Source organism: Paraburkholderia sp. JHI869, from assembly GCF_038900775.1.
Lineage (GTDB): Bacteria > Pseudomonadota > Gammaproteobacteria > Burkholderiales > Burkholderiaceae > Paraburkholderia.
Genome location: NZ_JAYMSC010000009.1, coordinates 159,032 through 184,494 on the forward strand (window position 1 = coordinate 159,032; position 25,463 = coordinate 184,494).

At 64.1% G+C, this 25,463-nt stretch carries 27 protein-coding genes; 14 read left to right on the forward strand and 13 right to left on the reverse strand.

The genetic code is table 11. The features are described 5' to 3' along the window. Positions 1–59: 59 nt before the first annotated feature. Entirely contained in the window at positions 60–977 is a 918-nt protein-coding gene (locus VSR72_RS17620; protein WP_342953625.1) for a LysR family transcriptional regulator, read from the reverse strand. Positions 978–1,108: 131 nt separating this feature from the next. On the opposite strand from VSR72_RS17620, the gene VSR72_RS17625 reads away from it, so the two are divergent. From VSR72_RS17625 to VSR72_RS17650, 6 genes are all read left to right on the forward strand, one after another. Beyond that, positions 1,109–2,398 carry an MFS transporter gene (locus VSR72_RS17625; RefSeq protein WP_342953626.1) on the forward strand — a complete coding sequence of 430 codons (1,290 nt, stop codon included), beginning with the start codon at positions 1,109–1,111 and terminating at the stop codon, positions 2,396–2,398. A 51-nt stretch (positions 2,399–2,449) separates the two neighbouring features. Next, a complete protein-coding gene (locus VSR72_RS17630) occupies positions 2,450–3,952 on the forward strand; it encodes a M81 family metallopeptidase (RefSeq protein ID WP_342953627.1) in 1,503 nt (500 codons plus the stop codon). A 207-nt stretch (positions 3,953–4,159) separates the two neighbouring features. Beyond that, a complete protein-coding gene (locus tag VSR72_RS17635; RefSeq protein ID WP_342953628.1) occupies positions 4,160–4,480 on the forward strand; it encodes a DUF4148 domain-containing protein in 321 nt (106 codons plus the stop codon). Between the two features lie 132 nt (positions 4,481–4,612). Next, complete coding sequence (locus VSR72_RS17640; protein ID WP_342953629.1) at positions 4,613–5,014, forward strand: PPC domain-containing DNA-binding protein; 402 nt, start codon at positions 4,613–4,615, stop codon at positions 5,012–5,014. A 175-nt stretch (positions 5,015–5,189) separates the two neighbouring features. Next, positions 5,190–5,633, forward strand: a complete 444-nt coding sequence (locus tag VSR72_RS17645) for a hypothetical protein (protein ID WP_342953630.1) — start codon at positions 5,190–5,192, stop codon at positions 5,631–5,633. A gap of 89 nt (positions 5,634–5,722) precedes the next feature. Next, positions 5,723–7,837 carry a phospholipase C, phosphocholine-specific gene (locus VSR72_RS17650; protein WP_342953631.1) on the forward strand — a complete coding sequence of 705 codons (2,115 nt, stop codon included), beginning with the start codon at positions 5,723–5,725 and terminating at the stop codon, positions 7,835–7,837. 82 nt (positions 7,838–7,919) lie between these two features. On the opposite strand, the gene VSR72_RS17655 is transcribed toward VSR72_RS17650, so the two are convergent. Next, positions 7,920–8,210 (reverse strand): hypothetical protein, encoded by a 291-nt coding sequence (locus VSR72_RS17655; protein ID WP_342953632.1) that lies wholly within the window; start codon positions 8,208–8,210, stop codon positions 7,920–7,922. A 46-nt stretch (positions 8,211–8,256) separates the two neighbouring features. Then, positions 8,257–8,853 carry a Spy/CpxP family protein refolding chaperone gene (locus VSR72_RS17660; protein ID WP_342953633.1) on the reverse strand — a complete coding sequence of 199 codons (597 nt, stop codon included), beginning with the start codon at positions 8,851–8,853 and terminating at the stop codon, positions 8,257–8,259. 37 nt (positions 8,854–8,890) lie between these two features. Between VSR72_RS17660 and VSR72_RS17665 the strand changes: the two genes are divergently transcribed. After that, on the forward strand, positions 8,891–10,267 hold the full coding sequence (locus VSR72_RS17665) for a phospholipase A (RefSeq protein WP_342953634.1): 1,377 nt from the start codon (positions 8,891–8,893) through the stop codon (positions 10,265–10,267). 43 nt (positions 10,268–10,310) lie between these two features. On the opposite strand, the gene VSR72_RS17670 is transcribed toward VSR72_RS17665, so the two are convergent. Next, positions 10,311–10,454, reverse strand: a complete 144-nt coding sequence (locus VSR72_RS17670; protein ID WP_342953635.1) for a hypothetical protein — start codon at positions 10,452–10,454, stop codon at positions 10,311–10,313. Between the two features lie 155 nt (positions 10,455–10,609). On the opposite strand from VSR72_RS17670, the gene VSR72_RS17675 reads away from it, so the two are divergent. Then, entirely contained in the window at positions 10,610–10,870 is a 261-nt protein-coding gene (locus tag VSR72_RS17675) for a DUF2934 domain-containing protein (protein ID WP_342953729.1), read from the forward strand. Positions 10,871–10,931: 61 nt separating this feature from the next. Here VSR72_RS17675 and VSR72_RS17680 read toward each other — a convergent pair whose 3' ends face one another. Beyond that, positions 10,932–11,195: a hypothetical protein gene (locus VSR72_RS17680; RefSeq protein ID WP_342953636.1), complete on the reverse strand. Its 264-nt coding sequence runs from the start codon at positions 11,193–11,195 to the stop codon at positions 10,932–10,934. A gap of 274 nt (positions 11,196–11,469) precedes the next feature. Between VSR72_RS17680 and VSR72_RS17685 the strand changes: the two genes are divergently transcribed. Beyond that, positions 11,470–12,258 (forward strand): hypothetical protein, encoded by a 789-nt coding sequence (locus VSR72_RS17685; RefSeq protein ID WP_342953637.1) that lies wholly within the window; start codon positions 11,470–11,472, stop codon positions 12,256–12,258. A 10-nt stretch (positions 12,259–12,268) separates the two neighbouring features. Here the strand turns inward: VSR72_RS17685 and VSR72_RS17690 are convergent, their stop codons facing one another. The 5 genes from VSR72_RS17690 to VSR72_RS17710 all read right to left on the reverse strand — a co-directional run bounded on the left by VSR72_RS17690 (position 12,269) and on the right by VSR72_RS17710 (position 17,167). Continuing rightward, positions 12,269–13,954 carry a tannase/feruloyl esterase family alpha/beta hydrolase gene (locus tag VSR72_RS17690; RefSeq protein WP_342953638.1) on the reverse strand — a complete coding sequence of 562 codons (1,686 nt, stop codon included), beginning with the start codon at positions 13,952–13,954 and terminating at the stop codon, positions 12,269–12,271. Beyond that, the gene (locus tag VSR72_RS17695; protein ID WP_342953639.1) at positions 13,951–15,066 is read right to left on the reverse strand and encodes an OpgC domain-containing protein; all 1,116 of its coding nucleotides are present in this window, start codon (positions 15,064–15,066) and stop codon (positions 13,951–13,953) included. The genes VSR72_RS17690 and VSR72_RS17695 overlap by 4 nt, the downstream gene beginning before the upstream one ends. 224 nt (positions 15,067–15,290) lie before the next feature. Next, complete coding sequence (locus VSR72_RS17700; RefSeq protein WP_342953640.1) at positions 15,291–15,767, reverse strand: VOC family protein; 477 nt, start codon at positions 15,765–15,767, stop codon at positions 15,291–15,293. Between the two features lie 100 nt (positions 15,768–15,867). Next, positions 15,868–16,125, reverse strand: coding sequence for a hypothetical protein (locus tag VSR72_RS17705; RefSeq protein WP_342953641.1), 258 nt, complete (start codon positions 16,123–16,125; stop codon positions 15,868–15,870). Positions 16,126–16,249: 124 nt separating this feature from the next. Further along, on the reverse strand, positions 16,250–17,167 hold the full coding sequence (locus VSR72_RS17710; RefSeq protein ID WP_342953730.1) for an AraC family transcriptional regulator: 918 nt from the start codon (positions 17,165–17,167) through the stop codon (positions 16,250–16,252). Positions 17,168–17,337: 170 nt separating this feature from the next. Between VSR72_RS17710 and VSR72_RS17715 the strand changes: the two genes are divergently transcribed. Continuing rightward, positions 17,338–18,237 (forward strand): EamA family transporter, encoded by a 900-nt coding sequence (locus VSR72_RS17715; protein ID WP_342953642.1) that lies wholly within the window; start codon positions 17,338–17,340, stop codon positions 18,235–18,237. Positions 18,238–18,244: 7 nt separating this feature from the next. Here VSR72_RS17715 and VSR72_RS17720 read toward each other — a convergent pair whose 3' ends face one another. Continuing rightward, a complete protein-coding gene (locus VSR72_RS17720) occupies positions 18,245–19,084 on the reverse strand; it encodes a hypothetical protein (RefSeq protein ID WP_342953643.1) in 840 nt (279 codons plus the stop codon). 425 nt (positions 19,085–19,509) lie between these two features. Here VSR72_RS17720 and VSR72_RS17725 point away from each other — a divergent pair, with 425 nt between their 5' ends. From VSR72_RS17725 to VSR72_RS17735, 3 genes are all read left to right on the forward strand, one after another. Further along, complete coding sequence (locus VSR72_RS17725; RefSeq protein WP_342953644.1) at positions 19,510–19,791, forward strand: hypothetical protein; 282 nt, start codon at positions 19,510–19,512, stop codon at positions 19,789–19,791. A gap of 95 nt (positions 19,792–19,886) precedes the next feature. Further along, a complete protein-coding gene (locus VSR72_RS17730; RefSeq protein ID WP_342953645.1) occupies positions 19,887–20,390 on the forward strand; it encodes a DUF2844 domain-containing protein in 504 nt (167 codons plus the stop codon). 41 nt (positions 20,391–20,431) lie between these two features. Beyond that, entirely contained in the window at positions 20,432–21,742 is a 1,311-nt protein-coding gene (locus VSR72_RS17735; RefSeq protein ID WP_342953646.1) for a DUF3443 family protein, read from the forward strand. A 76-nt stretch (positions 21,743–21,818) separates the two neighbouring features. Here VSR72_RS17735 and VSR72_RS17740 read toward each other — a convergent pair whose 3' ends face one another. Then, the gene (locus tag VSR72_RS17740; protein WP_342953647.1) at positions 21,819–22,691 is read right to left on the reverse strand and encodes a LysR family transcriptional regulator; all 873 of its coding nucleotides are present in this window, start codon (positions 22,689–22,691) and stop codon (positions 21,819–21,821) included. Between the two features lie 104 nt (positions 22,692–22,795). Here VSR72_RS17740 and VSR72_RS17745 point away from each other — a divergent pair, with 104 nt between their 5' ends. Next, positions 22,796–23,869, forward strand: a complete 1,074-nt coding sequence (locus VSR72_RS17745) for an alkene reductase (protein WP_342953648.1) — start codon at positions 22,796–22,798, stop codon at positions 23,867–23,869. Positions 23,870–23,940: 71 nt separating this feature from the next. On the opposite strand, the gene VSR72_RS17750 is transcribed toward VSR72_RS17745, so the two are convergent. Next, entirely contained in the window at positions 23,941–25,425 is a 1,485-nt protein-coding gene (locus VSR72_RS17750; RefSeq protein WP_342953649.1) for an esterase-like activity of phytase family protein, read from the reverse strand. Between the last annotated feature and the right edge of the window lie 38 nt (positions 25,426–25,463).

Consider the following 25,463-nt stretch of genomic DNA (forward strand, 5'->3'; position numbering starts at 1 on the left):
GGAAGCGCCTCAGGCCTTCGCACAAGCCGTCGTCGACGTGGACACTTTCTAGCCAGCTTTTAGTGCGCGGCCTGAAACATCGTCATGCGTTGCAGGATCCAGTCGAGCAACTCGTGCGCGGCCGCGACGAGCGGCCGCCCCGATTTCACGAGCACGCGCGCCTTCGTGCCTTGAAAGAGCGCGTGATCGATCGGCACGGTCACGAGTTCGCCGGCCTCGATCTCGCGCGAGGCGGCGAACTCGCCGATCAGCGTCGCGAAGTTTTCCACGGCGACAAAACGCTTGAGCGCGGTAAGCGAATTGGTGGTGAGCGTCGCGCGAATCTCGACGTTCTCCGCGAACGCCAGCATCTTCGCAAGATGCCCGATGCCGAACGTGCTGGGCATCAACGCCAGTGGCCACGCGAGGAGGTCGGTGATCGTGACGGGCGTGCCCCGCAGCGCGAGCGGATGGTCGCGGCGCACCAGCAGCACGACGGGCTGCGCGGAACTCGCGCGGTATTCGATGCGCTCATGCGGCGGCGGATTGAACGCAAGGCCGATATGCGCACGGCTTTCGGCAACCTCACCCAGCACATCGTCGACGGGCAGCATCGTGAGGCTCACGTCGAGCTTCGGATACTGCGCGCAGAACGGCGTGATGACTTCGGCGACGAGCGCGTCCACGTAGCCTTCGCTCACGACCAGATCCACGCGGCCTTGCTGAAGCCCGTGCAACGCGTGCAACTGGTCCTCGAACTTCTCCTGCTGCGCGCGGTAGCCGCGCCAGAACTCCAGCAGATGCGCCGCGGCCTCGGTGGGCTTCACGCCGCGCGCCTGGCGCTCGAACAGTTGCGCGCCCAGTTCGTCCTCCAGCAGCTTGATTTGCCGCGTGATGACCGAGGGCGACGTGTTCAGGCTGTCCGCGGCGCCGCGGATCGTGCCGTGCGTGAGCACTTCGTGGAAGTAACGCAACCGCTGCTGATTGATTTCGCGCATCGCGCCCTCGATCGCTTGAAGTGGAGTGTTGCCCGAAAGAGAACGATATGTGAACTTTGTTGCTCTTGCTAGCGGAGTATGCCCTGGCCAGGATGGTATTGCGCACGACGCACACCAACAGGAGACAGGACATGGCCGCCATTCTTCCCAGCACGAGAAGCCTTGACGCTTCCGCGCTCTACAGCAGGATCAACGCGCGATTGCTGCCGTTTCTGCTGATCTGCTATTTGTTTGCTTACCTCGACCGCGTGAACGTCGGGTTCGCAAAGCTGCAGATGCAGACTGACCTTGGCTTCTCCGACGCCGCCTATGGCGTGGGCGCAGGCATTTTCTTTATCGGCTATGTGCTGTTCGAATTGCCGAGCAATCTGCTGCTGCCGAAGATCGGGGCGCGCAAGACCTTCGGGCGCATTCTCGTGCTGTGGGGCGTCACGTCGGCGTGCATGTTGTTCGTGCGCAGCGTGTCCGCGTTCTACGCCATGCGCTTCCTGCTGGGCGTGTTCGAAGCCGGCTTTGCGCCGGGCATGATCTTCTATCTTTCGCGCTGGTACGGCCCCTCGCGCATGGCGCGCGCCATAGCGATGGTGTTCCTCGCCGGGCCGATTGGCGGCATTGTCGGCGGACCGGTTTCGGCGGCGATCATGAGCACGCTTGCGGGCAAGGCGGGACTCGCAGGCTGGCAATGGATGTTTCTCGTGGAAGGCCTGCCGTGCATCGTGCTCGGCATCGCGACGTTCCTCTATCTGCCCGACCGTCCTGCCGACGCCGCGTGGCTGAGCGACGACGAAAAGCGCCAGATCGAAGCCGAAGTCGGCGCGCCCGAGGCGCACGCCACCTCGTTTGGCAGCGTGCTGCGCGATCGCAAGGTGTATGTGCTGGCGTTCGCGTACTTCTGCATCATCGCGTCGATTTACGCCATCAGTTTCTGGTTGCCCGCCATCCTCAAGGCGCAAGGCGTGAGCAATCTCATCACGCTGGGCTGGTACACGTCGATTCCGTATGTCGCGGCGGCGGTGGGCATGCTGTACATGGGCCGGCGTTCCGACCGGCTCGGCGAACGGCGCTTTCACTGCGCCGTGCCGGCGGCCGCGGCCGCGCTGCTTTTCGCGCTGTGCGCCGCTACGGGCAATCACCTGGCGCCCACGCTCGCGCTGCTCACGCTCGTGACGATGGCGCTGTGGATGGCCTACACGGTCTTCTGGGCGATTCCGCCCGAGTACATCAAAGGGCCGGCCGCGGCGGGCGGCATTGCGCTGATCAACACCATCGGGCTGTCGGGCGGCTTCTGGGGTCCTGCGGCTATCGGCTGGATCAAGACGGCGACGGGCAGCCTGCAACCTGCGTTGCTTGCAATGGGCGGCGTGGCGCTCATCGGCGCGCTGCTGATTCTCACGGTCAGGCTCTCGAGTGCGAAGCACTGAACGCACGTCGTTTATTTGATAAGTCATCCTATGCAAATGAGGTAAAGAGAAATGAAGATTCTCATCGCGGGCTTCCAGCACGAAACCAACACGTTTGCCCCGACGAAAGCCAGTTACCAAAGCTTCGTTCAGGGCGAGGGCTTCCCGCCGCTCACGCGCGGCGCCGACGTGCTCACGCTGCGCGACGTGAACGTGCCTGCGGGAGGATTCATCCAGGCATCGGAAGCGTCGGGCCATACGCTGGTTCCGGTGATCTGGGCGGGGGCGAGCGCTTCGGCGCACGTGACCGAAGACGCTTTCGAGCGCATTGCCGGTGAAATCGTCGATGCCGTGCGGCGCGGCGGCTTCGATGCGATCTATCTCGACCTGCACGGCGCGATGGTCACCGAACATCTGGACGACGGCGAAGGCGCGCTGCTCGCACGCGTGCGGGCCATCGTAGGCCGCGAGATGCCCGTGGTGGTCTCGCTCGATTTGCACGCCAACGTGACCGAACAGATGTTCACGCACGCTGACGCCATGGTCGCGTACCGCACGTATCCGCACGTCGATATGGCCGAAACGGGCGCGCGCGCCGCGCAGATCCTCGCGCGCCTCGTAGCGGAGCCCGGGCGCAGGCTCAAGCGCTACGTGCGCCGCATTCCGTTCCTCATTCCCGTGAATGGCATGTGCACGCTCGCGGAACCGGCGCGCGGCACGTACGCGCATCTCGTACAGTTGGAGGGCGATTCGCTCGTCTCGCTCTCGTTCGCGCCAGGGTTTCCGGCTTCCGATTTCCCAGAGTGCGGCGCGGCCGTGTGGGGCTATGGCTTCGATGAAACCGCCGTCGTGGCGGCAGTGAACGAACTGGCCTCGGCCATCGTCGAGCAGGAGCGCGACTGGGAAGTGCGCTTTCTCGACCCCGACGCCGCCGTGCGCGAAGCCATGCGTCTTGCCGAACACGCCACGCAACCGGTGGTCATCGCCGATACGCAGGACAACCCGGGCGTGGGCGGCGATTCGAACACCATGGGCCTCGTGCGCGCGCTGTTGCGCCAGGGCGCGCAAGACGCGGCCGTGGGCCTGATCTGGGACCCGCAGGCGGCCGCGAAGGCGCACGAAGCGGGCGTGGGCGCGACGATCGAGCTGGCGCTCGCGGGCGGTTCGGGCGTGCCCGGCGACGCGCCGCTCGCCGCGCGCTTCGTGGTGGAGCATCTCGCCGATGGGCGCGTGCGCTTCGACGGCCCGATGATGAACGGCATGTGGACCGATATCGGCCCGGTGGCGTGCCTGCGCATCGACGGCGTGAGGATCGCGGTCAGCTCGGTGAAGATGCAGATCTTCGACCGCAACCTGTATCGCGCGGCGGGTATCGAACCGGAGCGCATGAAGATTCTCGTCAACAAGAGTTCGGTCCACTATCGCGCCGATTTCGACGCAATCGCGTCCGCGCATCTCGTGGCGAAGGCGCCCGGCCCCATGGCCGCCGACCCTGCCGATTTGCCGTGGCAGCGTATCGATACGCGCTTGCGCCTGCGCCCGAACGGGGTGTCGCTGAGCGAGATGCGGGAGTAGCGCGGGGTTTTGTATCGTCGTGTATCCACCGCGGCAACGGACAAGGAGGCTTGCAAAAGCAGGGGTTCGTGGAAACAAGCGAGATACGTGCGGGCGTTCAAATACACCCATGCCAGTCAGCGACGTCGCAGAGCGAGATCGAAAAGACTGGACGCACGAGCCACGCAATCGTGGTCCGACACAACTCATTGCTTACAGGTGGCTACTATGAAACTCATCAAGTCGCTGATCGTTGCCGCTGTTGTTGCTGTTCCTGTCGTCTCCTTCGCGCAGTCGGCCGAACCGGTCACGCGTGCTCAGGTCCGCGCCGAACTGGCGCAGCTCGAAAAGGCCGGCTATAACCCGGCAGCCGACGACAACAATTATCCGCAGGACATCCAGGCTGCCGAAGCGAAGGTGAGTGCGCAGAACGGCGCGGCGGCATCGGCGTTCGGCGGTGTGGTGAGTGGCTCGTCGGCAGCGGGTTCGGGTTCGGCTTCGGCTCCGCGTGACATCCCCGGAGTTGGTTCGATCTACGCGCATCAGTGATCGGTGATTGAAGGCGCAAGGTTAGGGCGGCCCGCTTCGAGCGGGCCGTTGCACATGGTGCGACTTGCCTCATTCCCCGTCCCGGCCTAACCTGTGCCGAACGTGACACCCTACGACGACCCCGAGCCCAGCATGCAAATCCATCCCGTACGCCTGTCTCCTGGCGACGATCTGCGCGTCGCGGTCGAAGGCTTGCTAAGCCAGCAGGCCTCGCATGCGGCGTTCGTCATTCAGGGCATTGGCAGCCTGAGCGTCGCGCAGTTGCGATTCGCGGGTGCCGAAGCGCCGACCGAATTGCGCGGCGACCTCGAAATCCTCACGCTCGCGGGCTCCGTGTCGCACGATGGTGCGCATCTGCACATGTCGGTGTCCGACGCGCAAGGACGGGTGTACGGCGGCCACGTCACGCGCGGCTGCACGGTCCGCACCACGGCGGAACTGCTGCTGTTACTGCTGCCGGGCCATCGTTTCGCTCGCGAACTTGATCCGGTAACCGGATACCCGGAACTGCAAATCCGCAACGCACCCGGCTAATCCGCTTGCGCCGCCATTCGAGCGGCGCCACGCACCGTCACAAAATTTAAAAGCAGCTTCGCTATGCTTCGGCGTTGCCTCGCCGCTGCATGCCTGTTGCATGCGCCGTGCGCGAGGCCCCTGCTCGGGCCGCTCCTCGAGCCGTTGTTGTGCCTCTATCTGGACGGAGACTTCGATGACGGTCGAATTCGCGCCGGCGCGTCTGCTTTTGCAGAACGCGTCACGCAAACGATTGAGCCTGCCCGCTGCATTCACGACGATGCGTGCGAGCGCCAGGCTGCTTGCATGTGCAGCCGCGCTTTGTTCGCTTGGTGCATGCAGCGCACGCGATAGCGACGCGCGCGCCGCGCTCACCACGAACGCGGCACGCGAACTCGCGCAAGCGCAGCCGGGCAGCCATCCGCAGAGCCCGCCGCTCGCCAACGCATTCACGCTGGCATCGGATGCGGGCGCATCGAATTTCCCAGATAGTGCAAACCGCAGTGCAAACAGCGACGCGGCATTGCCCGCGAACGCCGTACGCTCGCCGGCAAAGCCACCCGCCGGCGGGAGCGCGCAAGACACACAAGCCGCGCAGATCGAACCGCTTGTCACACCCGTCATCCACACCGCTGATTGACGTGCCCGGCCGCGCGGCCTTGCCGCCTGCCGCCCGTCAAGGCGGCGTGCCGTGCGTGCCTTTCTCAACCTGAAGATGGAAACCACAAGATGACATCGAGAAGCCGCCGTGACTTTCTCCGCACCGCCGCGATGAGCGCCGGTTCGGCCACCGCCCTGACAATGCTGCCGCAGGGCATCCGTAATGCGCTCGCGATTCCCGCGAACAATCGCACGGGGAGCATTCGCGATGTCGAGCACATCGTGATCCTCATGCAGGAGAACCGCTCGTTCGACCATTACTTCGGTACGCTGCGCGGCGTGCGCGGCTTCGGCGACACGCGCACGATCACGCTGCCCACCGGCAAGCCCGTGTGGAACCAGCCGCTCGCGGCCGGTGCGGGCGAAGTGCTGCCGTTCCATCCCACGGCGTCCAACCTGGGCCTGCAGTTCATCCAGGATCTGCCGCACGACTGGACCACGACGCACGCCGCCTGGAACGGCGGCCGCTACGACCAGTGGGTGCCCGCCAAGGGCACGACCACGATGGCCTACCTCACGCGCGACGACATTCCGTTCCACTACCAACTCGCCGACGCGTTCACGATTTGCGACGCGTACCACTGCTCGACGATGACCGCGACCGACCCGAACCGCTACTATATGTGGACGGGCTGGGTGGGCAACGACGGCAGCGGCGGCGGCCCGGTGGTCGACAACGCGGAAGCGGGCTATGGCTGGTCCACGTATCCGGAAGTCCTGCAAAACGCGGGCATTACGTGGAAGATCTATCAGGACGCGGGCGAAGGCCTCGACGCCAAGGGCTCGTGGGGCTGGACGGGCGACAATCCGTATATCGGCAACTACGGCGACAACTCGCTCCTGTACTTCCATCAATACCAGAACGCGCAGCCGGGCAATCCGCTGTATGACCGAGCACGCACGGGCACGAACGTGCTCGCTGGCGGCGGCTATTTCGATGTGCTCAAGCAGGACGTGGCGAACAACGCGCTGCCGCAGGTTTCGTGGATCGTCGCGCCCGAAGCGTACTCGGAGCATCCGAACTGGCCCGCGAACTATGGCGCATGGTATGTCGACCAGGTGTTGCAGATCCTCACGTCGAACCCGGATCTGTGGAGCAAGACCGTGCTGCTCGTGAACTACGACGAGAACGACGGCTTCTTCGATCACCTGGCGCCCCCGTTCCCGCCGGCTTCGAGCGCAAACGGCCTCTCGACCGTCGATATCACCAACGAGATTTTCCCCGGCAGCAGCAAGTACGCGGCGGGGCCGTATGGCCTCGGGCCGCGCGTGCCGATGCTCGTGGTCTCGCCGTGGTCGCGCGGCGGCTGGGTGTGCTCGGAGACGTTCGACCATACGTCCGTGATCCGTTTCATCGAGAAGCGCTTCGGTCTGCATCACGACTTGCGCGAGCCGAATATCACGCCGTGGCGCCGCGCCGTGTGTGGCGACCTCACGTCGGCATTCAACTTCGCCACGCCTAACGCCGCCATTCCCGCGCTGCCTTCCACGACGGGCTATGCGCCGCCCGACAAGCTGCGTCACCCCGACTACGTGCCGGTGCCGCCGGTCGTGGGCAGCGTGCCGAAGCAGGAAGCGGGCGTGCGCAACGCTCGCGCGCTGCCGTACGAGTTGTTCGTGCGCTTCGAAGCGAATGCGGGCTCGGGCGACGTGGCCGCGCGCTTCGTCAATTCGGGCCGCGCCGGCGCCGTGTTCCTCCTCTACACGGCGGGCAGCACCGACGCGCCGCGCACCTATACGGTCGAAGCCGGCAAGCACCTGCAGGACAAGTTCACGCTTGGCGCCACCGGCGCATACGACTTCAGCGTGCACGGACCGAATGGCTTCCTGCGCCGATTCGCGGGCACGCAGGTCAAATCGAGCTGGTTCGGCGGCAACGAAACGGCGCGCCCCGAAGTGGCCGAAGGCTACGACGTGGCGAACGGCAACCTGCAACTGCGCCTCGAGAACAAGGGCAGCGCGCGTTGCCAGTTCACGATCGTCAACGCGTATGACCCGGGCACGAAGATCCAGCGCACCGTGCCCGGCGGCGACACCGAGCAGCTTTATCTCGACCTGCGCAACGCGCACGGCTGGTACGACCTGACGATCACGGTCGATAGCGATTCGACCTTCGTGCGCCGCATTGCGGGTCACGTCGAAACGGGCCACCCGAGCTATAGCGATCCCGCGCTCGGCGCCTGATGCAGTTTGAGAAGTGAGGTGAGCCACGGCTTTCGCGAGCCGTGGCTTTTTTCGTTCACCGCGCAATCATGCGGCGGCGCCTTTAGCGCCAGCGCGGCGGCGGCGGTCCCCAGCCGGGATGCCGCATGTGTCTCGGACCCATGAAATGCGGGGGATGGTGCCACGGCGAAAAGCCGTGGCGCGAATACACAACGGGAGGCGGCCACATCGGCGCGGGATGCATGAAGAGCACGGGCGGCGGCGGCGCGTAGAACGCCCCCGGAATGCCGATGCCCACGCCCACATTGACGTTCACGCGCGCCTGTGCGGTTTGCATCGCGCACAGCGTTGCCGCGATACAAAGGAATGCAAACTTCAACACACGGAGTTTCATCGTCGATCCTCCGTCGCGAGCGCGTGTTGCCGGCGCTCGCGGCTGGTTATTTCGTGTGCGCTTCTGTCGGCCGGAAAGCGGTGTCCGCAAGCTTCTTCTGCGCGTCGGGCATGTCTGCGTAAAGCGCAGAGAAGGCATCGAGCATCGCCTTGCTGCCGTCGGCATTCGCCTGAGCGATCTCATTCCACGATTGAAGGTTCTCCACCGCGGTTTGCTGCTGCGCGTGATCGTGCCGCTGCTGGATCAGATCATCCACCGTTTTGGCGTTATTGCGCATGACGTCGGCCACTTTCGCCCACTTGTCTTCTTCGGCGGGAGTAATCTTCAGTTCAGCATGCAATTCCTTCACGCGGTCGTCGACAGTTTCAGCGTGATGCTGATGCGACGACGCAGCCGGAGCGCTGGCCTGCGCCCAGCACGTAGAAGCGCCGAGCAGGGCGAGTGCAAGCAGGACAGGTTTCATATCAGTTCTCGCGAAAAGCGGCTGCTGGCGATTGCCGGCAAATCCGAATGAAACATTTTGATCATAGCAGCGGCGGCAACCAATTTTGGCATCCTCTATGTAACAGCGAATAACAGGGAATAGGGCACGATTCCCGAAAGCACCACGCTTCACTCGTAGAAAAGCATCGGCTGGATTCACCGCGCGGTGAATCATTCTGGCGATACAAGGAGGTAACGTGGCGAGTCGAATTGCATCTTGTGCGGTATCCGCGTTCCGTTCCGAACAGCGCGTGCGGTTGCCATGGGGAAGGCTGGCGTGCCTGGCGCTGGCCGCGGCCACGCTCGCGGGCTACGCGCCGGTGAGCCGCGCTGCCGTGTCCATTATGCGGCCGCCGCGCGAAGCGAGATCCGACGAGCCGCTCGTGGTGACGATCGTCTATACCGGCGACGCGCCCTCCGGCACCTCGGTCGACGTGCCCCGCACCTTGAGCATCACGCTCACCAACGGCGAGCAGTTGCCGAGGGCCGTGCTGCTTACGCGTGATTCAGGCGCGCCCGAGCACGTGCGGCTCGCGGCAGGAGACATGAAGGCGGTGAGCTATAGCGCGCCTTGGCCCGAGTGGGCGCGCGGCGCCGTGAGAGTGGACGTGCCCGGCGTGGACGTTTCGCCTTCGGTGGTGCTGCTCACACGCAAGCCGCGCGAGGCCGTGGCAAATGCGGCCACGCCAGCACCTGCGAGTGCGCCTGCGGCGGCCGTTGCGCCCGCATCCACCTTGCTCGCCATTGGGCAGGCCGACGGACCGATGGCGGGCAACGAGTCGCTCGCCGCGCAAATGCCGCCTTCCACCGTGAAGCCTTCGAATTCGCTCGTGCCGGATTTAGGCACCTTCATCGCGGGCCGCTTCTCGTTCTACCAACCGAACTATTTTGCGGACGGTTTTGCCTCGAACGACTCCGATCTCGCGAAATTCCAGGTCAGCTTTAAATTCCGCTTTGTGTTACCGGACGATCCGCGCTCGCGAGGTTTCGTCGACAACCTTTATTTCGCTTATACGCAAACCTCGTTGTGGGACATCAACGAATATTCCGCGCCGTTCCGCGATACGAGTTACATGCCGGCGATGTTCTATTACCTCGAGGACACGGGCTGGCGGTCGAAATGGTTCACCCGCATGGGCATCGAGGCGGGCTACGAGCATGACTCGAACGGGGAAGATGGACCGGAATCGCGCGGCCTCGATTACTTCTACGTGAAGCCGATTTGGGATTTCGGCGACCTCAATGCGAACCACCTGACCATTGCGCCGAAGATTTACGGGTACACGCACATAGCGGGAGAGAACTCGGATATTGCCGACTATCGCGGCTACGTCGATCTGCTGATCAAGTACGGCAGCCCGGACGGCTGGCAGCTCGCGACCACGCTGAGAAAGGGCACGAAGTCGTGGTACGGCAGCGTCGATGCGCAATTCACATACCCGCTTGCCAAGCTGTTTGGCAATGCCTGGGGCGGGTACTTGTGGATCGGCTATTTCAACGGCTACGGCGAGGATCTGCTCGATTACAACCAGCACCGCTGGGCGGCGCGTATTGGTTTCGCCTTGTCGCGTTGATTCGTGGTGCGGATGTTATGAAACGCTCGTGATCACGCGTCGCTCAAGCAATGGATTGACCCACTACGAACCGGTGTCCATCCGGTGTGGCCACGGTGCATTCGCGCATGCCGTACGGGCGATCGACCGGAGGCTGAAGAACGATGGCCCCTTTCTGCGCGATTTCATCGTGCAGCGCGTTCATCATGAGCGATCTTCCTCATCAGGGATTCGATTGATGATGGTGTGAGTATGGCGCAGGCGTCGGGCACCGTGTTTGCTCGCAGCACAAGCAGTGCGCCAACGGCAAACGGGTTTGGTCGGTTGCAACGCCGTTCACGCGCGCCCATCGGAGGAATGACCATGAATGAACAACGGGAAGAGCGCGTGCGGCGACGCGCTTATCAACTCTGGGAAGACGACGGCGCGCCGCAAGGCCGGGCGGACGAATACTGGAGTCGCGCCGAAAGACAGATTGCCGCCGAATACGATGCAGAAGGTGAGACGCCGAATATTGCCAGCGATCAGGCCGGCAAGCGCCGGATTGCCGGTGAACCCTTGCAGGAAAACGGCGCCATGCCGCCCAATGAACTGGCGCGCGACAAGCGGCGCGGCGGCGCGTGATAACGCCAACGCGCCGCGTCGCAGGCGGTAGTCATCCCCGCCGGCTCGATCTGTTCGCACATCAATGATGTGCGAACAGATCGTTGCGACCCTCTTGTGACATGAATACACCGTGGCGCGGCGTTTGCGCAACAGAGGCATTCGAGGTGCCTGAGCTTTCCATGCCATAGCCGGAGTCGTCGGCACGTTGTGTGCTGGCGCTTTGCGGGTTGGCCGGTTGCTGCGCCTGCGTTGCGTGTACGGGAGGTTCGGCATTTTGTGCGAAGGCCGCGGGGGACAAGGCAACGCCGAGCGACACAATAGCGGTAGCAAGCAGAAGTTTCATGATGTAGATTCCCTATAAGAAAATTGATTCGGATTACTGAATGATTGTGTGCGGATTATCAAACCGTAATTCTGAACCGCTCATTCAGCATTGCGCCGTTCGATCATCGCGACGCATGTCCCCAGACTACGCAGCGAACCTTAGAGGTCGCTTATGCGCATGCCATGGTGTGTGAGAAACGCGTATTCATTGCTGGTTAAGGCTTAGTTAAGCAACGGCAGCATATAGTGCAAGGCTGTTTCGTTCCGCCCCTCATGCGGCGCAAGGAGTATTCATGTCTACCACGACGCGAAGTCTCATCGAAGATGCGGTCAGCAAGGTCCCAGCCGTGACGTTCGGCTTCTGGGTCATCAAGGTTGCTTGCACCACGCTCGGCGAAACCGGCGGAGACTGGGTGACGATGTCACTGAATCTGGGCTACCTGGTCGGCACGCTTATTTTCCTCGCGTGCTTCGTCGTGCTGGTTTCGGCGCAGATCCGCGCGCAGCGCTTCTACCCGTGGCTGTATTGGGCGACCATCGTCGCCACGACCACGCTCGGCACGACGCTCGCCGACTTCTGCGACCGCTCGCTCGGCGTGGGCTATCCCGGCGGCGTGTCGATCATTCTGGCGCTGCTGGCGGCCAGTCTCGCGATCTGGTACCGCGTGGAAGGCACGGTTTCGATCGAGAGCGTCGCGACGCCGCGCGTCGAGTGGTTTTACTGGATTACGATCCTGTTTTCGCAAACGCTCGGCACGGCGCTCGGCGACTGGGTGGCGGGTGAAGACCGTGGTGGCCTTGGCGTGGGCTACGAATACGGCGCCGCGATCTTTGGTGCTGCCCTCGTCGCCGTGGCGCTGCTGTGGTTGTGGCCGCGCGTGTCGCGCACGGCGCTCTTCTGGTTCGCGTTCGTGCTCACGCGTCCGCTCGGCGCGACGCTGGGCGACCTGCTCGACAAGCCTGTAGCCGATGGCGGCCTGCATTTCAGCCGGTTTTATGCGTCGGCACTGCTGATGATCTTTATCGTCGGCTGCATCGTGGTGCTGCCGCAGCGTGCCGCCCGCCGCATGCAGGACGCGTAGCGCGCTTGGATCATTGCGGCATCACGCACGTGAAATTAGCCGCGAGATTCACACTGCCCTTGCCCAGATAGCGCGGAAACGCGGGGTAGCGGCACAGCGGCCGCGTGCGGCCGTTCGTGGCCTGCGCAATGTCGGTCACGAACAGCGTTTGCGGCGCGCTGTCGTGCGTGACCCAGTCGTCGAGCGCGCCGAGCAGATCCACGGACGGAATGAACACGCCGTTGCCATGCTGGTAACCCGGCACCATGTAAAGCCGCATGAAGCTGTCCACGCGCTCTTCGCCGTAACGCCCGATCAGCCCCTGGTAATACGCGATCGTCTGGTTCGGGCTGATGACTTCGTCGGCGAGTCCTTGCAGGGTGATGAGCTTGCCGCCTCGCGCGATGTAGCGAGTGACGTCGGGATTCATCGCGCCGATTGTGGTCGACAGCGTGAAAAGCCGCTCCCGGTAACGGCCGGGACGCATCACGTCGAAGTTCGTCGAATCGAAAGTCGGGTCGTGCGTGATGAAGTACTTGAGGTACGCATCGCCCTGTGCGTACAGGTAGCCATTGGTCACGAATCCCAGTTGCGTCTGCCGCTGCGGCGAATGCGCGAGGCCCAGCATGCTCGTGAAGCGCGTGCCCTGGAAGACGTTGTAGCCGCGATAGCCATCCGCATTCCAGGCGAGCGCGTAGGGCAGGCGCAGGCCGTCGCGCAGGCGCGCGAGCGTCGCGATTTGCTGCGGCGTGAGGCAGTCGTCGTTGGCCCGCTGGCGATCGATCTGATCCTGTCGATCCTGAGAAGCGCAACGCAGTGAATCGACGATCTCCGGTTCTTTCGCGCGGCAGGCCTCGACGTCGCTGATGATCCCGTCCGCAGCGCCGTCGAGCGTATCGCACGCCTGCATCACGCGCTCGTACACGTGCTCCAGCAGTTGCGGCGAAAGATAGCCGCCCGATCGGTACTCATGCTGGCCAACCACGACACCGATCAAGCGCACGCCCGAGAAGTTCAGCGCGGGCGAATTCGCGATCACGCCATCGTAGTCGTCGGGATAGCGCTGGATCACGGTGTAGCCTTCGCGGCCGCCCGTCGAGCCGCCCGCGAAATACATGTGTTCGGGCGCGCGCCCGTAGCCGAGCGTGATCAGTGCGAGCGCAACGTCATGCGCCTTTTTCAAATGCGCGTAGCCAAAGTTCGTCACCGCTTCTTCAAGCAGTCCGAAGTTCGCCTCCGACGATGTGCCGTTGTGGCCGGAGTCGTCGCCGAAGGTCGCGTAACCGCGCGCGAGCGGCGCGCGGTTGGGCGAGAAAGGCATCGGGCCGGTTCCCGTCACCACGACGCCGCTGTAGCCGCCGCCGCCGAATTGCAGCGCGCGGCCGTTCCAGCGGCTCGGCAGGTTCACTTCGAAGCGGATGTCCGGCGTGCCGGCGCTCTGAGCGCGTATCACGCCGGTCAGGCGGCAGAAGTCGCCGTTGAGATTGCCGGTGGCGGTCGCGGGAATCATCGCGGCGCTCTGCACGAGCGCACCGTTCGTGGGCAAGCCGATACTCGCGGGCGGCAGCAGCGCGCCGGCAAGGTCGACGCAATGCAGCGGCAGCGTGGGCGTGTGCTGGGCGTAGGCGTGGCCGCTAGCGGTGAGCGTGAGCGTGCCGAGTGTGGCGATAGCGATCGCCTTGAGGGATTCGAGTGCGCGCTTGCCCCGTCGTATCATCCGCAGCCGGCTCCGTTGACGCTCGCTCGCGCCTTCTCCTTCTGGCGTCCGAGCGTGCCGCGCCAGGCCCTGGCGAGCATGAGCGTCGCGCCGATCGCGACGATGTCGCCGGTTAGCGCCGCCGCGAATGCAGCAGCGCCGTGCAGCGCGTGCGGCGTGGCGGTATCGACGATCACGGAAATCAGCGTGCCCCCGACGAAGCACACGAGCCCCGTGCGGCCCACGGTCACGACGGCGGGCACGCGCGCGGCGATCCGCGCGATGGTTCCGCGATGCACGAAATACGCCGCCACGAGAGCAATGCCAATGAAGTTGACGACGCGCGCGAAGGCCAGATGCTGTTTCATTTCCCCAGGCATGGGTTGAGTCAGAACGAACCATTTGACCGCCGCGAACAGCGCCACCGCGGCGAACGCGAATCGTACCAGCCAGCGCGCGGTTTCCGAGTTCTTGAAGCCGGGCGGAACCGGGTGTAACCGGCAGAGCATGCCGAATACGAACATCAATTGCCACGCGAACGGGTTGAACGGCCAGTTCGCGAACGTGCTCGCGCCGATGAGCGCCGCCAGCAGCGGCGCAAAGGCCCAGAGCAGCAGGCTGGCAATCAGCGCGCAGAGCGGCGCGCGGCGGGCGAAGGGCACCGCCGCGGGCACACACAGCGCAAATATGACATACATCGGCAGCACGCTCGACAGATACGGCTGGCGCGCGAGCAATACGACGTGGAAGGTCTCGCGCACGGGGTGCGTGGCGAACGACGCCCAGCCGCTCAGATCGGCGGCGGACGGGTTCAGGTGCAAGAGCGCGAGTATCGCGCCCGAGAGCAGCGTGAGCAGCGCAGTCAGCAGATAGGCGCGGTAAATTTCGCAGCTGCGCCGCAGGAAGCGCCCTTGCGCGGCGCTCACGCCACGGTGTGCGCGCACGGCCATATAGGCCGCGGCCGAGGCGTAGCCGCCGAGAAACACGAACACCTCGGCAGAGTCGCACAGCGCGTAAGCGTGCAGCATCACATGCGACAAGGCGCTGCCGGGAATGTGATCGAGCACGATCACGATCAGCACGACGCCGCGGAAAAAATCGACTTCGATCGAACGCCCCTGGCGAGACTCCATGGTGCCCTCGCAAGCATCGCAGCGGCGCCGCTGAGGCTGGCGCCGACTGCTCGATGAATAGCAGGGCGGCGGCTCACCGATGGTAACGCCGCCCATGTGCGTACGAGAGCCTCTCGCAGGTATCGTTCCCTGCTCGCGGCGTGGTTGGCGGGTTATGCGCCCGATATGACGCGCGCGCCATGTTGCCGCCATCTGTGCGCCAGTTGTGGCGCTTTGCGTGCCGCTTATTTCCCTACGGCGGCGCGCTCGATTTCGGCGATGTCGATCTTGCGCATTTGCATCATCGCGTCCATGGCGCGCTTGCCGGCTTCGCGATCGGCGCCGAAGACGCATTCGAGCAGACGCTTTGGCGTGATCTGCCACGAAAAACCCCAGCGATCCTGGCACCAGCCGCAATCGGATTCCTGCCCGCCGTTGCCCACGATGGCGTTCCAGTAGCGGTCGGTTTCTTCCTGGCTACTGGTCTCGACCAGGAAGCTCACGGCCTGGTTCGCCTTGAAGTTGGGGCCGCCGTTCAGGCCCACATAGCGCCGGCCGAGCACCGTGAATTCGACCAGCAGTTCTGCCCCCGCGCCGATGCCCGGTATCGGGGAGACATGGCCCGCCACGACATGGCTGTCCGGAAACGTTGCGGCGTAGAATTCCGCCGCTTCGCGCGCGCGCCCTTCATCGAACCACAGGCAAGTCACAAGCTCAGCCATCACGATCTCCTTTGAAAAGCACGCCTCATTGCTGGCGCGGAGCGCTCATTGTGACAAAGCCTCGGCTGCGTGGGGGATTTTTGCGAGCCGCACGTGGCGGCTAGTCGATGCAGCGTTCGATTGCGAGGGACTGGGCGGAACGGGTGCCATGCGAATCCATCTTTCTGTTTTCGGAAAGTAATTTGGACTGCGATCCAATGCACAGCGCAAGGTTGGCACGTGTGCTGTGCGGCGCGAGCATGAACGCCAGCACTGCCGCGATCAGAATGGCGCCGCCGCGCAAGATTGCGCAGCGAGCGGATGACACGGGAAAAAAGGCGCTAAAACGTGAAGAATGTTCAACGAGGGTTCTGAGCATGGCGGGCTCTTTCCGGTGAACGTCGAGGGCATGACGTCACGATAGGCAGGCCTGTCAGGTGCGACAAGACCCAGCGGTGCCGCAAAACATGGAGCCACGCGAGATCGGGTTGCCGCGTATTCGACTACTTAAGGAATGCTTGACGATAGATGATCGGCGCGGCGCCGAACGCATCGCGAAAGCGATGGCTGAAGTGGCTTGCGTTCGCGTAGCCGCACTCTGCCGCAATCTGCGCGAGCGGCAGGGCGGTCGTGCGCAGCAGAAGGCGTGCGCGTTCGAGGCGCTGGGCCGCAATCCACGCATGCGGCGGCTGTCCGAACGAGGCGCGGAACATGCGCGCGAGATGGTACTCGGATAGGCACGCGACCTCGGCCAGTGCGCCGAGCGTGAGTGTCTCGCCCAGGTGGGCGTCGATATAGTCGCGCAGGCGCCGCCGCGTCGATACCGCGAGACCGCCCTTGAGGGCCGCGCCCTTGCGCCGCACACCCTGGCTGCGCAGCAGCAGGCTCAGCACTTCATGCGCCGTTTCGTTGCTGCGCAACAGCCCCTCCGGGTCGGCCCAGTCCTCGTTGGCCAGGTTCTGGCAGAGCACGGCAATGCGCTCGTCTTCGAAATACGTGCGGTCGGCGAGCGTCAGTTCGCGCGGTTCCTGGTCCAGTTCGCGCACCGCGCGCTGCGTGAAGTGCTCGGGCAGGAAATACAGATGCATGAAATGCATGTGGCCGCGCACCCACCAGCGCGATTCGTGGTCGCCGGGAAGCGCGCAGAGACGGCTTGGCGCGCCGTACACGCCGGGCAGTTTCTGCCGCTCCGTGCGGTAGCCGCCGTCTAGATAGCACGACAGCGTGTGATGGCCTGGCCGCTCATACACGGTTTCGGCCTCGCGTGTTTCGCGCGTCCAGACGGCGGCCGCAAACTGGTCGCCGAGCCACGCAAAGCGCTCCAGCGTCGCATTGGCCGCGCTCAGCGTTCGGCACACCGAATGCAGGCCAAACGGCGTGTCGGCAAGGGCGGGCGCGGGAAGCGGCACCTGAGCGGTCATGGTCGGAATGGTGGACTGCAAGGCGGTGATGGGGTCCACGAAGTATACGCTCGTGCCCCTGCTGTTGCTGGCCGCGGCCGGGCGCCGGCGAGAAATGCGCAATCCTGGACAAGTCCGTGCGGCCCCTGCGCGCCATAGTTGGGGTATCGACTCGAGGATCTTTCCCGGCAATGAACCTTTTACTCTATGTGCTCACCGTCCTGATCTGGGGCACCACCTGGATCGCTATCAAGTGGCAGCTTGGCGTCGTGCCCGCGCCCGTTTCGATTGCCTGGCGTTTCGGGTTGGCGGCGCTCCTGGTGTTCGCGCTGCTGGGCGTGATGCGCCGCCCCATCTGGCCGCCGCGCGCGGCATGGCGCTATCTCGTCGCCCAAGGGCTGGCGCTTTTTTGCCTCAATTTCCTGTGCTTTTACTATGCCGAGAACATCGTGCCGAGCGGGCTTGTCGCCGTGGTGTTCTCGACCGCGCCGCTCCTGAATTCGATCAATGGGCGCATTTTCATGGGCCGGCCGCTGCAACCCAGCGCCGTGGGCGGCGCCGTGCTGGGCCTGATCGGCATCGTTTGCCTCTTCCTGCAGCAGATGGCCGGCCATATCGGCGATCAGACCGCGTGGCTCGGGCTCGCGGTGGCGTTTCTCGGCACGCTGTGTTTCTCCACCGGCAATTTGCTCTCCAGCCGCATGCAGTCGATGGGGCTCAGCCCGCTCGTCACAAATGGCTGGGCCATGCTGATCGGCACCGCCGTGCTCGTGGCCGGCAGCGCGGTGGCGGGACTGCCGTTCAGGCTGGAAATGGATGCGCGCTACCTCGGCGCGCTGGCCTGGCTCGTCGTGGCAGGATCGGTGATCGGTTTCACGGCCTATCTGACGCTGGTTGGCCGGATCGGGCCCGAGCGCGCCGCGTATTGCACGGTCTTGTTCCCGATCGTGGCACTGGCGGTTTCGACGGTCTACGAGGGCTACCGCTGGTCCTTGCTCGCCGTGGTCGGCCTGTTGCTGGTCGTCTCGGGCAACCTCGTCGCGTTCGACCTGACGCGGCGCTTGTTCACGCGCCGCGCGCGGGCTGCGTGAGCCGGTTTCAGTGGAGCAGGCTGACCTTTAGCGCGTTGGCGTAGCGCCGATACAGCCAGGCCGAACACGGCGCGCCAATATAGAGTGCGCCGAAAGCGCCGAGCGCGATGGCGGGCGCGTTGAGCGCGCTGAACGATCCGTGCCCCTGATGCCGCGACGCGAGGCCTGAAGCCGTGAGCAGAGCCGAGGCCGCGAATGTTGGCAGACCGGCGCACAACTGGATGAGCCAGATGCTCCAGCAATGTCCACGCGTATCGGTCCAGACCTCCTGTAACCTGAGCGTGCCACCCATGGCGACATGCGCATGCAGCAGGCTCAGCCGCGTGAGCACGAACCAACTAACGCAGAGGGCAATCACCGCGAAACTTGCCCCGACGATCGACATCAGGACGGGCGCCTCTACGGGAAGCTGCGCAATCGCGGCTTTCGATGTGTGTGCGAGCATGATCACCAGCCCGGCGAACAGCGCGATGGCGAGGCCAACGAGCGTCACTACGACCATCACCACGAGCATGGTCAGTCCATACATGCAGCCAAAAAATCGCCAATAGCTCGACCCCGAAATCGGCTGCGCGTTCGTCGAATGGGTTTCAAGCAGTACGAAGCGTATGGCGTGCATGATGAGGAGCGAAAATAGCGCCGTCTCCATCAATTCGAAGACGCCCAGCGGGACGTAGGTAAGAAGCCTGAACGGCGGCGTGCTGTCCGGGCGCAGCGCATTCGCGACGAACGACGACAGCCACGCGTAGAGCAGCAGCAAAACGGCCAATGCGGGCCGGTGGCGGAAGTAGCGCCAACCGTCGCGCCATGCGCCCTTCACGCACTGACCAAATGTGATCGACTCCATTCGAACCCCTTGTGCGTTGTCTTTCGCGCTCGGATAGAAGTGCCTGACGGCCATTGATGTGTTTTGCATCATTCGCCGCTGGCCCGGGCGGCCGCGTCGATTGTGACGAGCGGCGGGCAGTGCGTATGTGGGATGGCACACCGAGCCTTCCCGTGGTTGCCTCAATTGAAATTCAAAACCCTTCATTTTCATTACAAACGGGGCGTCGCGAATAAATCCATCGGTTGCGCTAAAGAATCATCTGAAGGTTGCCGATACCCTCGGGTGAGCAGATAAAAACGATTGAAAACACGCGGCGTGCCAGCCGCTCCGGGCAACGAGGGGAGAGGCCAGGAATGAAGGTTCACGCTAGCGCGCTTACGCTGCTGCACTGGTTGGCGCAACGCGAGAGTGCGTCGGTCAGCGAAATTACTGCGTCGGGCTTGATGAGTTCGCGCGAAGCCTCCGATGTCGTTCGCTACGCCATGCGCAACGGCGCCGCCGAACGCGTCAATAGAGGCGCGAGTGCGCGGGGTACCGCACGCTACCGCTCGACCGGCGTGCCTCTGCCGGAACCTCGGTCGGCCCCCGCCGGTGCGTCGTTTGACGGCTTGTTGAGCGCATGGGGAATCGCCCACGAGCCACCAGAACTTCCCGCGGTGCGTTCGCGCGTTTATCAGATCGAAGATAACGGCCAGGATAATCGCGGCGGCGATCGCGCGAAATAAAGGTTCGATTTTTGCCGTTGATTTTCGCAACGATGGCAACGGCAACCCTGCGCCGATGTGCGCGATAAAACCAATCACGAAAGGGTTCTCTCCTGATGTCGAATCAGATCATGCGCGCCGCGCTTTGCGCGACGTTGACCTGCGCTGCGCTGGGCGCGGCGGCACCTGCCCTGGCTGAACTCGGCGGCGCGCCCACGCCTGCGCCGGCAGGCGCTGTCTCCAGTTCGGTCAATGCGGCCGTCGTGCACGCAGCATCGGGCGTAGCCAGTGCCACGAGCGCTGCCTCGTACACGGTGACGCAAACGACTTTCGCCACCGGCACGATCGTGCGTGAGTATGTCTCGGCGGCCGGCACGGTCTTCGGCATCGCATGGAACGGGCCGATCATGCCGAACCTTCCCGCTCTGCTTGGCAGTTACTTCTCGCAATATGACAGCGCGCGCGTCGCGCAGCGCACGGCTAATCCGGGCCGTGGTCCGCTGAATGTCGAACTCCCCGGTCTTGTCGTCCGTTCCGGCGGCCATATGGGCGCGTTCTCCGGGCAGGCCTGGCTGCCGCAATCGTTGCCCGCGGGCGTGAGCGCGGCCGACATCCAATAACGAACAATAACGAACAATAACGAACAAGAACAAGGCGAACCATGTTGAGTAGCAATGGCAAACTGCCCCGATGGCTGGCCTCATTCGGTTTGGCGGCGGCCGTCGTCCTCGTGGCGGGGTGCGGCGGCGGATCGGGCACGACGACCAGTAGCGGAAGTAGCACCAACAGCACGGGCGGTGCGGTCCTCGCTGCCGGCAGCCCGGTATCGAGTTTGCCCGCAACGCTCGCGAGCAACCAGGTCGCAGTAACCGTGGCGGGGGGCTTCGAAAACGCTCCGAACATCCCGACGGTCAGCGTCACGGTTTGCGAGCCCGGCACGTCCCGTTGCCAAACGATCAACAACGTTCAAGTCGATACGGCGTCGACGGGGTTGCGGCTCACGTTAGATGCGCTGAACTACACCATGCAGACCGCATTGCCGGTCGAGGTCGAGTCAGTGAGCGGCAAACCCATTGCCGAGTGCTCCGGTTTCGCCGACGGCAAAAGCTGGGGTTCCGTTCGCACGGCGGATGTGACGATCGGTGGTGAAACGGCTTCGAGCGTGCCCATCCAGGTCATGGGCGATCTGCCGCAATCGGCAGCCGCCGGCACTAGCAACGGCTGCGCAATCGGCACGCTCAACGACACGTCGTCGGCAATCGCCGCTCACGGTATTCTCGGCATCGCGGCCGCGAAATACGATTGCGGCATCGTCTGCCAGACCCCCTCGAGCGGAGTTTATGCCGGATGCACGGGGTCGGGGAGTTCGACGAGTTGCACGGACCTCGCGGTTCTGGAGGTTCAGCAAGTGACGAATCCGGTCCGGAAGTTCGCAACCGACAACACGGGTGTGATCCTGAACATGCCGGCCGTGACGTCGTCGGGCTCGACGAGCGCGACCGGTTTCCTGACGTTCGGCATCGGTACGGAATCGAACAACGTGCTGCCGGCTTCTGGCATTCAGAAGCTCACGACCGACCATTATGGCAACGTGCAAAGTGCATCGCTGAGCGGTACGAGCGTGTCGGGGGCATTCTTCGACACGGGCTCGAACGGGCTGTTCTTCGCCGACAGCACGCTGCCGTCATGCAAAGGCGCGACTGGCTTCTACTGTCCCACTTCGACGGTCTCGCGGACACCTTCCGTCACAGGGTTCAACGGCACCAGCGTTTCGATCGGGCTCAGCATCGCCAACGCGCTCAGTGTGTTCGAGGACGGTGGCTTCGCATACGACAACGTAGGCGGCCCATTCACGCTGGGCAGCTTCGATTTCGGCATGCCGTTCTTCTACGGTCGCACGGTGTACGTCAACTACGATCCGAGCAACGACGGCAGCGCCCGCGTCGCGACATCGGCCTACGTTGCCTTCTAAAGCGTAGTGCCGTATCCGCGAGCGGCCCCACCGCCGCTCGCGGATGTCCCAGCGGCCATACGTCCCCGGCTGCGCGCTACCGCGCCAGCCGCTCCCGCAGAAACTCAATGAAGCGCTGCGTCTTGGCGGGCAGCAGGCGCGTTTCCGTAATCGCGTAGACCGGCGTGGGCGTGCCGTGCCACTGCGGCAGAATCCGGCGCAATGTCCCATTGGCCACCTCGTCGGCGACGACCTCTTGCGGCAACAGCACGACGCCCAGATCGAGCGTGGCGAGGCGCCGGATCATGCCGACGCTGTTGAGCGTGAACCGTCCGCCCACCTTCACCGTGCTCGAGCGTTTTGCGTCGCGCAGCGTCCACGTTTCAGCCTTCAGGATTCCCAGGCATTCGTGATGCTCCAGGTCAGCCGGTTTTCCCGGCTCGCCCGCGCGTTGCAGATAACCCGGCGAGGCATAGAGAAACGGCGTGAGCGACGCCAGCGGACGCGCAATGAGCTGCGAGCTTTCGGACTCGCCCATGCGGATCGCCACATCGAACGGGTCGCTCACGAGATCGACACGCCGCGGATTCAGTTCGAAATCGAAGGTGATTGCGGGGTAGAGGCCGGCAAATTCGGCGATCAGGGGCGCGAGGTAGGTGACCGCGAAATCGACCGGAAACGAGGCGCGCAGCACGCCGCTGGGCTGGGCGACCATGTCGCCGAGCTGCTCGTGGGCGAGGCGGGCCTCATCGACAATGCGTTTGCAACGCTCGAAGTAGATCTGGCCCGCTTCCGTCAACTCGATCTTGCGCGTCGTGCGATGCAGCAGGCGCAGGCCGATCGCCTTTTCCAGGCCGCTGATGCGGCGCGAGAGGGTGGAGTTCGGCATGCCCGTTGCGTCTGCGGCACTACGAAAGCCCTTGGCTTTAACGACCTCCACGAACAACGCCATGTCGTTCAGTAGCTCCACCTTGACTGCTCCATAAATGGATCAATGATATCCAAATTACCATATTTATCCCAATCGTGAAGCAGGCGATGATGAAGCCATCCAAACCAGTCGAGGTGATCGTCATGAACAAGCTTTTCGATTCCGTGCGCGTCGGGCGTTACACGCTGTCAAACCGTCTGGTCATGGCGCCCATGACGCGTTCGCGCGCGCTGGCGGACGGCACGCCCGGAGAGCTGGCCGCCGAGTATTACGCCCAGCGCGCGAGCGTTGGATTGATCGTCACCGAGGGCACGCAGCCTTCGGAAGACGGGCAGGGCTACCTCACCACGCCCGGCATTTATAGCGACGCCCATGTCGCGGGCTGGAAGAAGGTCGCCTCGGCCGTCCATACGAGAGGCGGCCATCTCTTCATGCAGCTCATGCACGCCGGCCGCATGTCGCATCCCGACAATACGCGGCACCACCGCGTGGGCGTCGCGCCTTCGGCCATCGCACCGGGCACGGGCATGTTCACGGCCAGCGGCATGCAGGACATTCCCGTGCCGCGCGCCCTGAGCACCGGGGAGATCCGCCAGACGGTCCAGGACTTCCGCACCGCCGCCCGCCGTGCGGTCGACGCCGGCGCCGACGGTGTCGAAATCCACGGCGCGAATGCCTATCTGGTTCAGCAGTTCTTCGCGCCGAGCGCCAATACGCGCACCGACGAATACGGCGGCTCGATTGAGAACCGCGCCCGTTTTGCGCTTGAAGTGGTGGCCGCCATTGCCGGTGAAATCGGCGCGGACCGCACGGCAATCCGTCTCTCGCCTGGCACGACGCTGTGGGGCATCGACGAAGGCCCGCAAGGCCCCGATCTTTACCACTACCTGGTTGCCGAACTCGACAAGCTGGGGCTCGCGTATCTGCACATCGCGCATCAGGGCGACGAGGCGCTGCTGGCGGACATTCGCAGGCTGTGGAAGGGCGCGCTGATCGTGAACCGGGCTGGCCGCCCGCGCGAGCAGATCGGCGCCGATGTGTCCACCGGGCTGGCCGATCTGGAGTCCTACGGTCAGATGGTGCTGGCGAATCCCGATTTCGTCACTCGCCTGCAGCGCAATGCGCAGATGAATGCGGCGGATCGCAACGGCTTCTTTGGCGGCACGGCGCAAGGCTATACGGACTACCCGAGCTTGAGCGAAGCGGCTGGCGCCTGATGAGGCGAGCAGGCGCCGCGCCAGTGCGAAACCGCCTGCCTTGAGCGGCTTCGCACGGCTAACGCCCGTGGTCAGTCGCCGTGGCCGTGTTGGCCCTGATCGTCGTCGTCGCCATTCTCGCCGTGATGGTGATCGTCGTCGCGGTCGCTATGACAAGCCTGCGCACTCAGATTCTGCGGCGTGAATCCCGGCAAGTCAGCCGATGAAAACGCGAATACGAAGAACTGGTTCGGGTTCGCGATGCCATTCGGGTGATGCGTGTCGGTAATCGTGCCGAGAAAATCGTTGTCGTTCGCAATGAAGAGCGTGTGCTTGCGCACGCCGTTCACGGTGACGTCTTCGCCGAACGCCAGGCCTTCGAGCTTCGCCGGAATATCGGCGGCCGCGTAGCCGTGCGCGCTCAGCACCGCGACCACGTCGAGGAACAGCGTCTTGGTCATCGCATAGGGCGCGAGTCCCGCCGCGCCGCTCACCTGGCTCACGTCCTGCGCGCCATTGAGATCGACGAGAAAGACCTTCTTGAACGACGCTGTGGAGTCGTCGCCCAGGCCGTTGCCGTCGCGCTCATCCATCAAGAGCTGATGATCGTTGACGGCGACCACGTCGCTGATGGTCGGATACTTCGGCTTCGCGGCGGTGCCGATGTTGGTGAGCGGATACGCGAACTGCTGCGACTTGCCCGAACGCAAATCGATGCGCAGGATGCGCGTATAGCCGCCGCTCGTACCGCCGTCCTGCAGCAGGGGGCTTTGCATCGCGCCGAAGAGCGTCTTGCCGTCCGGCGAGATGGCGAGCCCTTCCATGCCCTTGTTCGCCACGCGGCCCGACGTGTTCGCGCTGATCTCGGTGTTGCCGACGGGGCTCAACGCGGAAACAGCGAAAGTATCGGGCACCTTGATGACATCAACGCGGCGGCCAGTGCGGCGGTCGAAGCGATAGATGTACGGGCCGTATTCGTCGGAGATATAGACGCTCTCGCCGTCGTTGCTCACGCGGATGCTCTCGGGATCGAGGCGCGCGTCGAGCGGCCAGGTCGAGAGATGCGTGGGCGCGAAATTATCCGAGCGGCCGGTGAAGTAATGCGTGCGCTCACGCGTGTTGAGCGCGGGCGCACCGTTCCCGAGGCCTTGGGCCGCACCGCTTCCGTAGACGAGCGCATCCTGCGTGTGCAGGAGCGTGGTGGCGCGCAGTTCGGGCGTGAGCGTGTACGGCAGCGCGGCGCCCGCAGCGGCGGGACGCAGGCGCAGGCGCAAGGTCTGGAAGCGGTTGATGTACGAGACGGTGTCGTCGACTGCCGCGTTGTACGAGACGGCGTTCGGCCCGCGGTCGGGCAGCGCGAGGAACGTATCGCAGCCCGCATAGGCGAGGCCCGAGCCCAGGCCGCCGAGCAGATTGCCCGCCGCGCCGTTTTCGAGCGGGGCGGCGGTTTGCGTGGCGCGGTCGCCGATCGTCCCGCTCAACTGGCCGTTGGCGATCAGGTCGACGGCAGCGTGTGCGTAATTCGTCAGAGCAAAAGCGACGATCCCGGAAGTCATTAGACGGTGTATTTGCAGCATGGTCGATCTCCATTCGTTGTTGGACTTTCTCGAACGAC

What these genes read in the sequence shown, in the direction of transcription:
- VSR72_RS17620 (WP_342953625.1), bottom strand. Translation starts at nt 977, where the DNA reads ATGCGCGAAATCAATCAGCAGCGGTTGCGTTACTTCCACGAAGTGCTC.
- VSR72_RS17625 (WP_342953626.1), top strand. Translation starts at nt 1,109, where the DNA reads ATGGCCGCCATTCTTCCCAGCACGAGAAGCCTTGACGCTTCCGCGCTC.
- VSR72_RS17630 (WP_342953627.1), top strand. Translation starts at nt 2,450, where the DNA reads ATGAAGATTCTCATCGCGGGCTTCCAGCACGAAACCAACACGTTTGCC.
- VSR72_RS17635 (WP_342953628.1), top strand. Translation starts at nt 4,160, where the DNA reads ATGAAACTCATCAAGTCGCTGATCGTTGCCGCTGTTGTTGCTGTTCCT.
- VSR72_RS17640 (WP_342953629.1), top strand. Translation starts at nt 4,613, where the DNA reads ATGCAAATCCATCCCGTACGCCTGTCTCCTGGCGACGATCTGCGCGTC.
- VSR72_RS17645 (WP_342953630.1), top strand. Translation starts at nt 5,190, where the DNA reads ATGACGGTCGAATTCGCGCCGGCGCGTCTGCTTTTGCAGAACGCGTCA.
- VSR72_RS17650 (WP_342953631.1), top strand. Translation starts at nt 5,723, where the DNA reads ATGACATCGAGAAGCCGCCGTGACTTTCTCCGCACCGCCGCGATGAGC.
- VSR72_RS17655 (WP_342953632.1), bottom strand. Translation starts at nt 8,210, where the DNA reads ATGAAACTCCGTGTGTTGAAGTTTGCATTCCTTTGTATCGCGGCAACG.
- VSR72_RS17670 (WP_342953635.1), bottom strand. Translation starts at nt 10,454, where the DNA reads ATGATGAACGCGCTGCACGATGAAATCGCGCAGAAAGGGGCCATCGTT.
- VSR72_RS17675 (WP_342953729.1), top strand. Translation starts at nt 10,610, where the DNA reads ATGAATGAACAACGGGAAGAGCGCGTGCGGCGACGCGCTTATCAACTC.
- VSR72_RS17680 (WP_342953636.1), bottom strand. Translation starts at nt 11,195, where the DNA reads ATGAAACTTCTGCTTGCTACCGCTATTGTGTCGCTCGGCGTTGCCTTG.
- VSR72_RS17685 (WP_342953637.1), top strand. Translation starts at nt 11,470, where the DNA reads ATGTCTACCACGACGCGAAGTCTCATCGAAGATGCGGTCAGCAAGGTC.
- VSR72_RS17690 (WP_342953638.1), bottom strand. Translation starts at nt 13,954, where the DNA reads ATGATACGACGGGGCAAGCGCGCACTCGAATCCCTCAAGGCGATCGCT.
- VSR72_RS17695 (WP_342953639.1), bottom strand. Translation starts at nt 15,066, where the DNA reads ATGGAGTCTCGCCAGGGGCGTTCGATCGAAGTCGATTTTTTCCGCGGC.
- VSR72_RS17700 (WP_342953640.1), bottom strand. Translation starts at nt 15,767, where the DNA reads ATGGCTGAGCTTGTGACTTGCCTGTGGTTCGATGAAGGGCGCGCGCGC.
- VSR72_RS17705 (WP_342953641.1), bottom strand. Translation starts at nt 16,125, where the DNA reads ATGCTCAGAACCCTCGTTGAACATTCTTCACGTTTTAGCGCCTTTTTT.
- VSR72_RS17710 (WP_342953730.1), bottom strand. Translation starts at nt 17,167, where the DNA reads ATGACCGCTCAGGTGCCGCTTCCCGCGCCCGCCCTTGCCGACACGCCG.
- VSR72_RS17715 (WP_342953642.1), top strand. Translation starts at nt 17,338, where the DNA reads ATGAACCTTTTACTCTATGTGCTCACCGTCCTGATCTGGGGCACCACC.
- VSR72_RS17720 (WP_342953643.1), bottom strand. Translation starts at nt 19,084, where the DNA reads ATGGAGTCGATCACATTTGGTCAGTGCGTGAAGGGCGCATGGCGCGAC.
- VSR72_RS17725 (WP_342953644.1), top strand. Translation starts at nt 19,510, where the DNA reads ATGAGTTCGCGCGAAGCCTCCGATGTCGTTCGCTACGCCATGCGCAAC.
- VSR72_RS17730 (WP_342953645.1), top strand. Translation starts at nt 19,887, where the DNA reads ATGTCGAATCAGATCATGCGCGCCGCGCTTTGCGCGACGTTGACCTGC.
- VSR72_RS17735 (WP_342953646.1), top strand. Translation starts at nt 20,432, where the DNA reads ATGTTGAGTAGCAATGGCAAACTGCCCCGATGGCTGGCCTCATTCGGT.
- VSR72_RS17745 (WP_342953648.1), top strand. Translation starts at nt 22,796, where the DNA reads ATGAACAAGCTTTTCGATTCCGTGCGCGTCGGGCGTTACACGCTGTCA.
- VSR72_RS17750 (WP_342953649.1), bottom strand. Translation starts at nt 25,425, where the DNA reads ATGCTGCAAATACACCGTCTAATGACTTCCGGGATCGTCGCTTTTGCT.